Origin of the sequence: Erythrobacter aurantius (assembly GCF_023823125.1) — a bacterium.
Lineage (GTDB): Bacteria > Pseudomonadota > Alphaproteobacteria > Sphingomonadales > Sphingomonadaceae > Erythrobacter > Erythrobacter aurantius.
Genome location: NZ_CP090949.1, coordinates 2,118,682 through 2,132,150, shown reverse-complemented (window position 1 = coordinate 2,132,150; position 13,469 = coordinate 2,118,682). Strand labels below are relative to the sequence as shown.

General features: G+C 61.7%; 12 protein-coding genes. 5 read left to right on the top strand and 7 right to left on the bottom strand.

Annotated elements, in window-relative coordinates; all coding sequences use genetic code 11:
- Positions 1-77 precede the first annotated feature (77 nt).
- The 4 genes from L1K66_RS10165 to L1K66_RS10150 form a co-directional block, all read right to left on the bottom strand.
- On the bottom strand, positions 78-1,883 hold the full coding sequence (locus tag L1K66_RS10165; protein ID WP_252257768.1) for an acyl-CoA dehydrogenase C-terminal domain-containing protein: 1,806 nt from the start codon (positions 1,881-1,883) through the stop codon (positions 78-80).
- A gap of 56 nt (positions 1,884-1,939) precedes the next feature.
- The gene (locus L1K66_RS10160; protein ID WP_034953998.1) at positions 1,940-2,398 is read right to left on the bottom strand and encodes a MerR family transcriptional regulator; all 459 of its coding nucleotides are present in this window, start codon (positions 2,396-2,398) and stop codon (positions 1,940-1,942) included.
- A gap of 31 nt (positions 2,399-2,429) precedes the next feature.
- On the bottom strand, positions 2,430-2,831 hold the full coding sequence (hisI, locus tag L1K66_RS10155; protein ID WP_252257766.1) for a phosphoribosyl-AMP cyclohydrolase: 402 nt from the start codon (positions 2,829-2,831) through the stop codon (positions 2,430-2,432).
- Between the two features lie 338 nt (positions 2,832-3,169).
- Entirely contained in the window at positions 3,170-3,979 is an 810-nt protein-coding gene (locus tag L1K66_RS10150) for a double zinc ribbon domain-containing protein (protein ID WP_252257765.1), read from the bottom strand.
- Positions 3,980-4,034: 55 nt separating this feature from the next.
- On the opposite strand from L1K66_RS10150, the gene L1K66_RS10145 reads away from it, so the two are divergent.
- Positions 4,035-4,802 (top strand): methyltransferase domain-containing protein, encoded by a 768-nt coding sequence (locus tag L1K66_RS10145; protein WP_252257763.1) that lies wholly within the window; start codon positions 4,035-4,037, stop codon positions 4,800-4,802.
- On the opposite strand, the gene ppdK is transcribed toward L1K66_RS10145, so the two are convergent.
- The 3 genes from ppdK to L1K66_RS10130 all read right to left on the bottom strand — a co-directional run bounded on the left by ppdK (position 4,785) and on the right by L1K66_RS10130 (position 10,471).
- Entirely contained in the window at positions 4,785-7,457 is a 2,673-nt protein-coding gene (gene ppdK / locus L1K66_RS10140) for a pyruvate, phosphate dikinase (RefSeq protein ID WP_252257762.1), read from the bottom strand. The two genes, L1K66_RS10145 and ppdK, sit on opposite strands and share 18 nt — an antisense overlap.
- 120 nt (positions 7,458-7,577) lie before the next feature.
- Complete coding sequence (gene glyS, locus L1K66_RS10135) at positions 7,578-9,602, bottom strand: glycine--tRNA ligase subunit beta (protein WP_252257761.1); 2,025 nt, start codon at positions 9,600-9,602, stop codon at positions 7,578-7,580.
- Complete coding sequence (locus L1K66_RS10130) at positions 9,602-10,471, bottom strand: glycine--tRNA ligase subunit alpha (protein ID WP_252260483.1); 870 nt, start codon at positions 10,469-10,471, stop codon at positions 9,602-9,604. Before L1K66_RS10130 ends, glyS begins: the two co-directional genes overlap by 1 nt.
- A gap of 385 nt (positions 10,472-10,856) precedes the next feature.
- On the opposite strand from L1K66_RS10130, the gene L1K66_RS10125 reads away from it, so the two are divergent.
- From L1K66_RS10125 to L1K66_RS10110, 4 genes are all read left to right on the top strand, one after another.
- Positions 10,857-11,057, top strand: coding sequence for a helix-turn-helix transcriptional regulator (locus tag L1K66_RS10125; protein WP_252257760.1), 201 nt, complete (start codon positions 10,857-10,859; stop codon positions 11,055-11,057).
- Entirely contained in the window at positions 11,054-11,500 is a 447-nt protein-coding gene (locus L1K66_RS10120; protein WP_252257759.1) for a hypothetical protein, read from the top strand. Before L1K66_RS10125 ends, L1K66_RS10120 begins: the two co-directional genes overlap by 4 nt.
- A 71-nt stretch (positions 11,501-11,571) precedes the next feature.
- Complete coding sequence (locus L1K66_RS10115; protein WP_252257758.1) at positions 11,572-12,495, top strand: TraB/GumN family protein; 924 nt, start codon at positions 11,572-11,574, stop codon at positions 12,493-12,495.
- Positions 12,492-13,373, top strand: a complete 882-nt coding sequence (locus L1K66_RS10110; protein ID WP_252257757.1) for a TraB/GumN family protein — start codon at positions 12,492-12,494, stop codon at positions 13,371-13,373. Before L1K66_RS10115 ends, L1K66_RS10110 begins: the two co-directional genes overlap by 4 nt.
- The last annotated feature ends 96 nt before the right edge of the window (positions 13,374-13,469 follow it).

Sequence of the window (13,469 nt, the reverse complement as noted above, 5' to 3'; positions counted from 1 at the left end):
TCACATCGCAGTGCACGAAAAAAGGCCCGGCTCCCCCCAGAGCCGGGCCTTGTTCACATGACGAACCGGGTAACTCGTCAGGCCGCGGTTGCGAAAGCTTCCGCCGGTAGCGCCATCATATTGTCGCTGCCCGCTTCCAGTTTGCGCCGCAGAGCGCCTGCATCGGGCAAAAACCGCTCCGCGTAATAGGACGCAGACGTCAATTTTGCCTCGTAGAAGCCTTTTTCTTCGGTTCCGGCGGCCAGGGCAGCCTTTGCGACCTTTGCCATCTTCAACCAAAAGAAGCCGAGCGTCACGATACCCATGATGTGCATGTAATGATGCGCGCCCGCGCCGAGGTGGTTCGGATTGGCCATCGCGTTCTGCATGAACCACATGGTCGCAGCCTTTTGCTCGCCCAGCGCCTTTTCAAGCTTCTCGGCAATCGGGCCCAGTTTTTCATCCTGCTTGGCGGCGGCGATTTCTTCGTCGATCATCTTGAAGAAAGCCTGCACCGCGCGGCCGCCCTTGCTGGCCAGCTTGCGCCCGCACAGGTCCATCGCCTGAACGCCGTTGGTGCCTTCGTAGATCATGGCAATACGGCTATCGCGCACGAACTGTTCCATGCCCCATTCGCGCACATAGCCGTGGCCGCCGTAGACCTGCTGCATGTTGTTGGCGATGTCATAGCCCTTGTCGGTGCCATAGCCCTTGATCACGGGGGTCATCAGGCCGATCAGGTCGTCAGCCAGTTGGCGCTCTTCCTCGGTCTGGGCCTTATGGGTCAGGTCCACCTGCAACGCACCCCACATGCACAGTGCCCGCATGCCTTCGTTGAAGACCTTGGCGTCCATCAGCATGCGACGGACGTCGGGGTGAACGAAGATCGGATCCGCGTTTGCTTCCGGGTCGGCGGGCCCGGACAATGCACGGCCCTGACGCCGATCAAGCGCGTAGGTGACGGCATTCTGGTAGGACACCTCCGCCTGAGCGAGCCCTTGCAGGCCTACACCCAGACGGGCCGCGTTCATCATGACGAACATGGCGGCGAGACCTTTGTTCTCTTCGCCAACCATGTATCCGGTCGCGCCGTCATAGTTGAGCACGCAGGTCGCATTACCGTGGATGCCCATCTTCTTTTCGATCGATCCGCAGGACACGCCATTGCGCTCGCCCGGCTCGCCGTTCTCGTCGAGGATGAACTTGGGAACGATGAACAACGAAATCCCTTTGGAGCTGTCCGGTGCACCCGGCGTCTTTGCCAGCACAAGGTGGATGATGTTGCTGGTGAGGTCGTGTTCACCCGCCGAGATGAAGATCTTGGTGCCGGTGATCTTGTAGCTGCCATCCGCTTGCGGCTCGGCCTTGGTGCGGATCATGCCCAGATCGGTGCCGCAGTGCGGCTCGGTCAGGTTCATGGTGCCCGACCATTCGCCCGAAATCATCTTGGGAGCATAGGTTTCCTTCTGCTCCTGCGATCCCGCAGCAAGGATAGCGGCAATCGCACCGGTGGTAAGGCCGGGGTACATGGCAAACGCCTGGTTCGCCGTGCCGGTGTATTCCTCAAGCACCATCGCCAAAGTATGCGGCAGCCCTTGTCCGCCGAATTCCTCAGGCTGGGCAAGCGTACCCCAGCCCGCCTCTGTGTAGGCCTTGTAGGCATCCTTGAAGCCCGGAGGGGTCGTGACGGAGCCGTCTTCGTGACGGGTGCAACCGTGTTCGTCACCGATCTGGTTGAGCGGCGCGAGGACTTCCGAACAGAATTTGCCCGCTTCGTTCACGATCGTGTCAATCATGTCCTGCGTGGCATTTTCAAAGCCCGGCAGGTTTCCGTAGCTTGCCAGCTCCAGCATTTCATTGAGGACAAACCGGGTATCGCGGGTCGGGGCGGTATAGGTCGGCATCAGGTGATCCCTTCTGAGCGTGGATTGATGGGGATGGATGACAATTTGGTGCGAGGTCAGCCCAGATCGAGCTGTTCGATCTCGGCAACGAATTGGGTCAGTTCCTTGATCGATGAATCGATATCGGCGCGCTGTGCTTTGAGCTTTGCGATGTGTTCGCGACACTTCTCGATCGTGACGCGGCGCTGCTCGACGCGTCCATCGTCAAGGTCATAAAGGTCGATCATCTCGCGGATTTCGGTCAGGCTGAAGCCGACGTTCTTGGCGCGCATGATCCAAGCGAGCCGAGCCCGGTCACGCTTGGAATAGACGCGGGTCAGCCCGACGCGAGCGGGACTGATCAGTCCTTCGTCTTCGTAGAACCTGAGAGCGCGTGCGGTGCAGCCGAATTCCGAGGTGAGATCGGAAATCGAGAACTGCTCCCTGCTAAGCTTGTCAGGGCGGTCGAGATGGGCCCCGTTGCGGCGCTGGGCCGAACCGGTGCCTTCGTGATCGTTTTCGGGTGCGGTAGCCATAAGCGTGGACTACCTTACCTTTACGTGAGCGTCAAGTCTTGACCTTTACGAGAGCGCTGGCGTCATCAGCAGTGGGATCAAGCAAGCGGTAAAAGCACGATTGCTCACCTGTGTGGCAGGTAGGCCCGGCAGGTTCAGCCAGAATTACCAACGCATCCTGATCGCAATCGACCCGAATCTCCCGCAGGTGCAGGTAATGGCCCGAAGTCTCGCCCTTGAGCCACAATTTGCCGCGCGAGCGCGACCAGAAATGCACCCGGCCGGTTTCTCTCGTCAGAGCCAGTGCCTCCGCATTCATGTGCGCTACCACCAGCACATCCTTTGCCTCGTAATGCACGACAACGGCGGTGATCAGGCCGCGAGAATCGAACCGCGGGGCGAACTGCGTGCCTCGTTCCCGTTCCTGAGTCGAAAGCTGCTGTGGGTCGGACAAAGGTGTTCTCCTAGTGGAATAATTGCTCGCATGGGCGATGGACGGTTCACCCTATGCGACAGTTTGTTGCACGATAACAACAGATGCGGATCAAAATCCATTGAAACGAGCCTTTGCACTTCACCATCGGTAAAGGTGGTGGAAGAACAACGCCATCGGACGCTACGGCGTTCGGCCACCAGACAACGGCATTGTAAGGTGCCAGGTTCAGGGGGTGACCGGTTCAAGCCGACAGCGGGGTGTCGGTAGTTCCGGTTGAACGATGAGGGACAGGATCCTGATGACGAAGTTAGGGGGTCGTCATCTGAGCTCTCTTTGAGCGGTTCTGAACCATTTCGTCACGTGGCGCCCGGGGCTGTAATGGCCTCGGGCGTTTCGGTATCCGGCCTCGCCTTGCCCATTCCACTTCCGTCAATGACCCGCGCAAAGCACGCGATACGCACGCTCTTTGCCCCCGCGTTCAACAGCGCGATGGTGCAGGCAGAACTCGTGGCACCGCTGGTGAGAACATCGTCAACCAGGATGATGTCGCGTCCGGCGACCCGCGCAACCGAACGCGCGCGCACCTCAATTGCTCCTGCAAGCGCCCGCTCACGCTTTTCCCGTCCGAGGCCGCCAAGGCTGGGTGTGCGCTTTCGCCTTACCAGCGCATCGACATCCAGTTCGCCTTTGCCGGTCTTGGCAAGCTCACGCGCCAGCAGCGCCGCCTGGTTGTATCCGCGCCGCCAAAGCCGCCAGCGATGCAACGGGACCGGGACAAGCAGCGCAGGCTCGCCGGACAATTCGTCAATCCGCACGGCTATCAACCGGGCAAGCAAGGGCGCAAGGGCAATCCTGCCACCATGCTTGAAATTGAGGATCAAGCGGCGTGAGGCATCGTTGTACACTGTCGCCGCCACGATCCCCGAATGCTCTGGCGGATCGGCAAGGCATGCATAGCATTGGTCGGCCTTCATAGCCTGAGCACTGCCCATCGGACGTTGGCAGGTCGAACACGACGGATCGCCGGGAACTTCCAGTTCGCTCCAGCAATCGGGACACAAACCCCCCTGCGTGGCAAGGGCGCTGCCGCAAAGCGGACAACGAGGTGGATAGACCAGATCGACGACCGGCCTCAGACCCTCGACAAGATGCGACCCCCACCCCATGACTCGATCTGTGCACCCCTTGCGCCGCGCACGCAAGCGCGGCAGGGCGAGATGCATGAATGAGGCTTCCGTTCCCCGCATCTTTTCCGAAACCCGCCGCGTGCAAAGGGTCTCGCGATCCATCTTGCGGCGCGAGCGGCATGGGGATGCTGCGCGCTTCATCTTAGACGACATCTGCGACGACATCGTCGAACGGCTTGCTTTCGTCCGGCATGAGGCGCGCAGTTCGATACTCTTCGGGCCTGGTTCGACGGAGCTGTCTGCCTACCTCGCGCAAGGCTCCGCCACGGTGTGCGAAGCGGCGATGGCGGACCCGACCCAAGCGATAGCGGGCGGTCCATTCGATCTGGTCGCGGTGATCGGCCAGCTTGATGCGGTCAACGATCTGCCAGGTGCCTTGATCCATATGCGCAATGCGTTGCGGCCGGGCGGTCTTGCCATTGCCAGCTTCATCGGGGGCCAGAGCCTGCCGCGCCTTCGGGCCGCGATGCTGGCTGCTGATGGCGATCGACCGGCGGCGCGCATTCACCCGATGGTCGATGCGCGGGCCGCACCGCAATTGCTGCAGCGGGCCGGGTGGAAGGACCCTGTAGTCGACACGCACACGCTCACAGTGCGCTATTCCTCGCTTGATCGACTGGTCAGCGACCTGCGCGATCAGGGGCTGACCAGCGCGCTCACCGACCGGGCTCCGCCACTCGGCAAGGCTGCCCTCGCCCGCGCAAGAGCGGCCTTTCGCGATCAGGCCGATGCTGACGGCAAGGTGTCCGAAACCTTCGAGATCGTCACCCTGACCGGCCGCCGCTCACTTGCCGGCAGCTAGCCCCGCCTGAGCCGCCGCAAGCCGGGCAATCGGCACGCGATAGGGCGAGGCGCTGACGTAATCGAGGCCCACCTTTTCGCAGAACGCGATCGAAGCGGGGTCGCCGCCATGCTCGCCGCAGATTCCCAGCTTGATATCAGGCCGGGTAGCCCTGCCCCGCTCTGCCGCCAGTTCGACCAATTGGCCGACGCCTTCGATATCGAGGCTGACGAACGGATCGCGCGGGAAGATGCCCTTGTCGACATAAGGAGCAAGGAACCGTGCCGAATCGTCACGACTCACGCCCAGCGTCGTCTGCGTCAGATCGTTGGTGCCAAAGCTGAAGAACGCGCCTTCCTGCGCGATCTCACCTGCCATAAGCGCGGCGCGCGGCAGTTCGATCATGGTGCCCACCAGATACTCGACCACAGTGCCCTTTTCGCCGAACACCTCGGCTGCCACCTTGTCCACCAGCGCCTTGAGCAATTGCAGCTCGCGTTTGGTGGCGACCAGCGGGATCATGATCTCGGGCAGTGGCGCTTCACCCGAAGCCGCCTTTACCGCACACGCCGCCTCAAAGATGGCGCGTGCCTGCATCTCGTAAATCTCGGGATAGGTGATCCCGAGACGACAGCCGCGATGGCCCAGCATCGGGTTGAATTCGTGCAGTTCGTCCGCGCGCCGCTTGAGGTGATCGACACCCAGCCCGGTCGCATCGGAGAGCTCGGCAAACTCCTCGTCGCGGGTCGGCAGGAACTCGTGCAGCGGCGGGTCGAGCAGGCGGATCGTGCAGGGAAGCCCCGCCATCACCTCGAAAATCGCGGTAAAGTCGGCCCGCTGTTCGGGCAGCAACTGCTCAAGCGCCTTGCGCCGTCCGCGTTCGTCTTCGGCAAGGATCATCTGGCGCACCGCGCTGATTCGGCTCGCGTCGAAGAACATGTGCTCCGTACGGCAAAGGCCGATGCCCTCCGCACCGAACTGACGCGCCATCTTGCAGTCGGCGGGCGTTTCGGCGTTGGTGCGCACCTTCATCCGGCGCAGATCGTCGGCCCATTCCATCAGCGTGGCGAAATCGCCCACCAGCTCCGGCTCGATCGTCGGGACGATGCCCAGCATCACCTGACCGTTGGCCCCGTCCAGTGTGATCTCGTCGCCTTCCTTCAGCTCCTGCGAGCCGATCCGCAAGCTGCGGCTCGGACGGTCGATCGAAACCGCACCCGCGCCCGAGACACAAGGACGCCCCATGCCCCGCGCCACCACCGCCGCGTGGCTCGTCATCCCGCCGCGCGCGGTCAGGATGCCTTGCGCGGCGTGCATGCCGTGGATGTCTTCCGGCGAAGTCTCGACCCGGACAAGGATCACCTTCTCGCCGCGATTGGCCCATTGTTCTGCCGTATCGGCATCCAGCACGATCTTGCCCGCTGCCGCGCCCGGCGACGCGGGCAGGCCCGTCGTCAGCACATTGCGCGGAGCATCCGGATCAAGCGTGGGGTGCAGCAATTGATCAAGCGCCATCGGATCGATCCGGCGCACGGCCTCGCGCTTGTCGATCAACCCTTCGCCGACCATTTCCACCGCCATCTTGAGCGCGGCCTTGGCCGTCCGCTTGCCCGAACGGGTTTGCAGCATCCACAGCTTGCCGCGTTCCACGGTGAACTCGATGTCCTGCATGTCCTTGTAATGCGCTTCGAGCAGGTCGAACACGCGGGCCAGCTCGCCATAGGCTTCGGGCATCGCCTCTTCCATCGACAACGGCTTGGCTCCAGCGGCCTCACGCGCGGCCTTGGTCAGATATTGCGGCGTGCGGATGCCCGCCACCACGTCCTCGCCTTGCGCGTTGATCAGGTATTCGCCGTAATAGGCGCGGTTGCCCGTCGCCGGATCGCGGGTGAAGGCCACGCCCGTCGCCGACGTGTCGCCCATGTTGCCGAACACCATCGCCTGCACGTTGACAGCCGTGCCCCAGTCGCCCGGAATGTCGTTGAGGCGGCGGTAGACCTTCGCCCGGTCGCTGTCCCAGCTGTCAAACACGGCGCGGATCGCGCCCCACAATTGCTCGTTCACATCCTGCGGGAACGGCTTGCCCAGTTCCTGTTCGACAATGCCCTTGTATTCGCCAACCAGAGCGCGCCAATCGTCGGCAGAAAGCTCGGTATCGTTGTAGAAGCCGTTGTCTTCCTTGGCTATTTCCAGCGCTTCTTCGAACAGGCCATGATCCAGGCCGAGCACAACGTCGGAATACATCTGGATGAACCGGCGATAGCTGTCCCAGGCGAAGCGTTCATCGCCGCTGGTCGCCGCCAGCCCTTCGACGGTGGCGTCGTTAAGGCCAAGGTTCAAAACCGTGTCCATCATGCCGGGCATGGAAACCCGCGCACCCGAACGCACCGACACCAGCATCGGATCGGCTGCATCGCCGAAACACTTGCCCACCGATTCCTCGATATGCGTCAGCGCCTTGGCAACTTCGGCGCGCAGGGCATCGCTGAAGTCCGCGCCATGCTGCAGATAGTTGACGCATTCCTCGGTCGTGATGGTGAAACCCGGAGGCACGGGCAGGCCGATGCTGGCCATTTCCGCAAGGTTCGCGCCTTTACCGCCGGTGACTGTCTTGTCGCCCTGCCGGGGATCGTCATGAGGCGCGTTGCCGCCGAAGGTGTAGACCGATTTCGTCATTGCTGGTTCCCCTTCATGGAACACTGATCACGCCCTTTTGAAAAAGTTCGCGCCGTGTCCATCTCTCGGTAATTCCACAGGTTTTTCGTGTTTGCGGGCATGCGATGTGTGACTTTCCGATCAGCCTTCGATCCGGCTGAAATCGGCGACATTGCCGACGGCGCGGGTGAAGCGCGCCAGCAGGTTGAGGCGGGCCTCGCGCTTTGTCGCGGCATCATCATTCACCGTCACCTCATCAAAGAAAGCATCCACGGATGCCCGCAAGCTGGCGAGCGCGGCCATGGCATCTTCGAACCGCTCCTGCGCCACCGCAGCCGCCGCCTTGGGCGCGGCATCAGCCAGAGCATCGATCAGCGCCTTTTCGGCTGTTTCAGGTGAGTAGGAAAGTTCGACTTTCGTCCCGTCATCGCCGGGCTGGCCGGCATGACCTTCCTTCTTGAGAATGTTCGCCGCGCGCTTGTACCCGGCAAGCAGGTTCGCGCCGTCTTCGGTTTCCATGAACGACTGGAGCGCATGGACACGGGCGAGCAGCCGGACGAGATCATCCTCCCCGCCGAGTGCGAACACCGCGTCGATCAGATCATGACGGACACCCGCTTCGCGCTGCTGGACCTTGAGACGGTCGGCGAAGAAGTCGAGGAGTTCACCCTCTGCAACGCCCATCCGCAGTCCGTTTTCGGTAATGAGCCGGATAATCCCGAGTGCGGCGCGTCTAAGGGCGAACGGATCCTTTGATCCAGTCGGCTTTTCGTCGATGGCAAAGAAACTGCGCAAGGTATCCAGCTTGTCCGCCAGCGACACCGCCACCGTCACTGGAGCGGTCGGCACATCAGCGCCCTGCCCCACCGGCTTGTAATGATCGCGGATCGCGTCCGAGACTTCGACCGGCAGGCCTTCCTTTTCGGCGTAGTAACCGCCCATCAGGCCTTGCAATTCGGGAAACTCACCGACCATTTCGGTGACGAGATCGGCCTTGCACAGCCGCGCGGCCTGTTCGGCGAGGTCCGGGTCGCCCGCGACAATCTCTTCCTCGCACAGCCACCGCGCTAGCTTCGCCACACGCTCGACCTTGTTGGCGACGGTGCCTAACTTCTCGTGGAAGGTGATCCGTTCCAGCTTCTTCGCATGATCCGCCAGCGAAGTTTTCTGGTCGAGTTCCCAGAAGAACCGTGCATCGGAAAGCCGTGCGGCCAGCACCTTGCGGTTGCCGTCCACCACCACGGCAGGGTCAACCGCTTCGATATTCGCGGTGCAGATGAATGCGTTGGCGAGTTTCCCGGCGCTGTCCTCGCACACGAAATACTTTTGGTTCACCCGCGCGGTCAGCTGGATGACCTCGGGCGGCACGTCGAGATAGCTTTCGTCGAACCGGCCAAGCAGCGGCACCGGCCATTCGGTGAGCCCGGCGTTCTCTACTACCAGACCTTCGTCCTCGACCAGCTTCAGGCCGGCCTCGGCAGCGACCTTGGCCGCGCCTTCGCGGATGATCGCGGCGCGTTCCTCATGATCGACGATGACATGGGCATCGCGCAGTTTGGCGGCGTAATCATCCGCGCCCTCGATCTCGATCTCGCCTTCGGAATGGAAGCGATGTCCGCAGGTCGTGCGGCCCGAAGCCAGCCCGTCGGTGACGCAAGGCACGATTTCACCATCGAGCAGCGCCACGATCCCCGAAAGCGGGCGGACCCAGCGGGTGCTTTCGCTGCTGATCGAGGCTGCGCCCCAGCGCATCGACTTAGGCCAGCTGAAGTCGCGGATGATCGCGGGGATCGCGGCAGCAAGCAGATCGGCAACGGCCTGACCGGGCTTCTCGATCACCGCAAACCAGGTTGCGCGGCCCTTGACGTCGCGTTCTTCCAACTGATCGCGCGTAACGCCGTTCTTGCGGCAAAAACCGTCGATCGCCTGATCGGGTGCGCCCACTGGCGGACCCTTGGCCTCTTCGCTGACAGCCTCGGTCTGCAAGGGCAATCCGCGAGCGATCAGTGCAAGGCGGCGCGGGGTGGACCAGACGGTGAGATCACCGGCGGCAATGCCAGAAGCTTCCAGCTCGCGGCGGAACAGCTTTTCCAGTTCGGCACGCGCACCTGCCTGCATCCGGGCAGGGATTTCTTCGCAACGCAGTTCAAGCAGGAAATCAGCCATCAGTTGAGGCTCCATTCCGGATATTGCGCGGCCCAGCGCGGGGCCATCAGCTCGGCGTATTTCTCGCAGGAACCGCGCGCCAGATCGCGCACCCGGCCCATGTAGCTGGCGCGTTCCTGCACGCTGATGACGCCGCGTGCCTGAAGCAGGTTGAAGATATGGCTGGCCTCGATCGCCTGTTCATAGGCGGCAATCGGCACGTCATTGGCAAGCGCGTTGCGGCACTCCGCCTCGGCCTTGGTGAACAGGTCGAACAGCGCGTCCGTCTCCGCCACTTCGAAGTTCCACTTCGACATCTGCTTCTCGTTTTCGAGGAAGACTTCGCCGTAGCTGACCCCACGATCGTTGAAGGCGAGGTCGTAGACGTTGTCGACGCCCTGAATGTACATGGCGAGCCGTTCAAGCCCGTAGGTCAGTTCGCCTGCCACAGGTTTGCAATCGAAACCGCCCATCTGCTGGAAATAGGTGAACTGGGTGACTTCCATCCCGTCGCACCAGACTTCCCAGCCCAGCCCCCATGCGCCGAGCGTAGGCGATTCCCAGTCGTCTTCGACAAAGCGGATGTCGTGCGCCAGCGGATCGATGCCGATGGCTTTCAGGCTGTCGAGATACAGTTCCTGAATGTCAGCCGGCGAAGGCTTCAGGATGACCTGATACTGGTAGTAATGCTGCAACCGGTTGGGATTTTCGCCATAGCGCCCGTCGGTCGGGCGGCGGCACGGCTGGACAAAGGCCGCGTTCCACGGCTCCGGACCCAGTGCGCGCAGCGTGGTTGCGGTGTGGAATGTCCCCGCCCCCATACGCATGTCATAGGGCTGGAGGATCACACAGCCCTGCGCCGCCCAGAAATCGTGCAGCGTCAGGATCATGTCCTGGAAAGAGCGGGTCGGATCACGCGCGGGCAGGCCCGCAGCTTGAGGGTGGCTGTTCATGGCGCTTGGCCCATGGCTCATGCCCCGTGAAGCGTCAATGGTGCGACGCAACATCCCGACCTCCCTTGCACGGATTCCAGCGTCAGAAGTCGCCTCTTCATTACCAAAAGTCAGGTTATGTTGACATTGTCAGTGAATCAGGACATATAGTCAGGACAACCTGACATTTAGTCATAAAAACCTGATGGAGGTGCACCATGAAATCGCTTTCGGAAACGGTCCGCATGAAACGTTGGCAGGCCATTCTCCTGCTTGGGTTCAGCGGATTTGCAGTCGGCAACATCCTCGCAAAAAGCACCGCCGCCATCGGCCTTTAACCACGATGAAAAACCGCCTCAAAGTCCTCCGCGCGGAACGCGACTGGTCGCAGGCCGAACTGGCCGGACGCCTCGACGTCTCACGCCAGGCCGTCAACGCGATCGAGACCGGCAAGCACGACCCCTCACTCCCCCTCGCTTTCCGCATCGCGCGGCTGTTCGACATGTCCATTGAAGAAATCTTCGACGACGGAGAAAATTCATGACCGATACCGATATCCTCAACCCCGGAGAGGCGCGCCACAAGGCCCGCCAGCGCCGTCAGATCATCTATTTCTGCGTGGCCATGCTGATCGGCGGACTGATCGGCTTCTTCACCGGCTTCTTTGATCAGGGCGACGGCAATCTGTTTGCCGGCGACTGGGAAAAGCTCTCGCTACCGCCGGGCGTCGCCATCGGCACCGCCATCGGCCTGCTCGTCGGCTTTCTCGCCCTCCCGCTTTGGGGTTTCACCCAGATCGACGATTACAAGCGTGAATTGAACTACATCTCCTTCACCGGCGGATCGCTGGCCGTGCTGGCAGGCTTCCCGATCTGGGCGGTGCTTTACGCCGGAGGGTTCGTGCCCCCGCCCCATGCCTTTGGCGTCTGGGCAATCGGATTCGTCTCGATGTTCCTCGCCTATCTTTACGCCTGGCTTACCCGGTAAATTCTTCTTTCCCGTTCAAATTACAGTCAAATTGACCCATTAGAAACTCACCCTCGAAAGGAACTGCCCCAATGAAACTCCGCTCAATCGTTTCAGCTTCGGTCGCCACTCTTGCCCTGTTTGCCGCCAACCCTGCGTTTGCAGAGGCACATGACGATCCTGAACAGCTGACTGCAGAACTGCCTAGCGGCCCCGAAGGCCCGGCGCTGTGGAAGGTCGCCGATGAAGACACCACGATCTATCTGTTCGGCACGGTTCACGCGCTGAAGCCGGACGTGCAATGGTATGACGCCGAAATCGACGCGGCGCTCCAGTCGGCAGACACTGTTGTTACCGAAATCAAGATGGATCCCGCTAGCGAAGCGGCGATGCAGCAGATGGCACTGCAACGCGGGATGTTCACCGATGGCACCACGCTGCGTTCTGTCCTCGACGAAGAACAGACCGCCAAATACGAAGCTGCACTGGCCGGCATGGGCATTCCCGCAGCCACATTCGACCCGTTCGAGCCGTGGATGGCCGGTCTCACGCTCACCATGCTGCCGCTGCTGCAAAAGGGGTATGATCCCAATTCGGGCGTCGACAAGATTATCCTCGGCAAGTCGGGAGACACGGCGAAGGACGCGCTTGAAACGATCGAATTCCAGCTTGGCATCTTTGACGGGATGCCGATCGACCAGCAGGTCGAATTCATGATTTCCGCAGCCGAAGGTGCAGGCGAAGCCGAAGCCATGCTCGACAAGATGGTGGCAGAATGGGTCGAAGGTGACGCCGAAGGGCTGGCCGCCGTAATGAACGAGGGCATGGAAGGTGAAGGTTTCGCCGAAGTGCTGCTCTACAATCGCAACGTCAACTGGGCGGAATGGATCGAAAGCCGTCTTGAAACCACTCCCGGGACCGTGTTCATCGCTGTCGGAGCAGGCCACCTCGCGGGCGAACGCAGCGTGCAGGATTATCTGGCTGAGCGTGGCATCGAAACCACGCGGGTGCAGTGAGCCCGTTTCGAGCTATCGCCCTCGCTTGCACTTTGCTGATCGCGGCGTGCAGCGGGGGCGAACCGGACAGCGATGACGAAACCACCGCCAATCCGCTGCTCTATGAAATCGCGAACGCAGACGGGGAGGTCGAAGGATGGCTGCTTGGCACCATCCACGCCCTCCCCGATGGCGTTTCGTGGCGCACCGCCGCTATCAAAGACGCGATCGAAACGGCAGACGTGCTGTGGGTCGAAATAGACGATCAGACCAATGACGCCGGAAGAGCCGAGATATTTGCCCGTTTGGCCAGGACGCCGGGCCTTGATCCGCTTCAGGAGCGAGTGGCACCAGACCTGCGCGAGCCGCTAGCGATGATCCTCGCACGGTCTGAGCTTCCTCCCGAGCAATTCCTTTCTACCGAGGACTGGGCCGCGGCGATCCTGCTTTCGCGGGTGGATACAAAGGGCAAACCTGCCAATGGAGTCGATCGTGCGGTGATCCGCGATTTCGAGGGCCGCCCCTTGCGCGGCTTTGAGACGACCGCATCGCAATTGGGCATATTCGACACGCTGCCGGATGAGGATCAGCAAGACTTGCTGGAAGGAACCGTGCGCGAATGGATGGCCTCCCGCGACAATCCCGATTGGCTGTTGCAAGCATGGCTGGCGGGCGATGAAGCCACGTTGGCCAGGGCGACAGGCGAAGGCATCCTTGCCGACCCCGAGCTGCACGAAGCCTTGCTGGCGGGCAGGAACCGTCGCTGGATCGCATCGCTGCTGCCTGAGCTTGGCAAACAGCCGAAGCCTCTTGTGGCAGTCGGAACGGCGCATCTGGTCGGCCCGGACGGCCTCGTTGCGATGCTGGAAGCCGAAGGGTACACCCTTACCCGACGATAGATGAAACCGTCGCGCAGCCGAAAAGCGCACTTCGCGGTTGCCTTTTCCCCCGATCCCGCTATGTGCCCGCGCTTCGGCGCTCTGGTCATCCCTGGA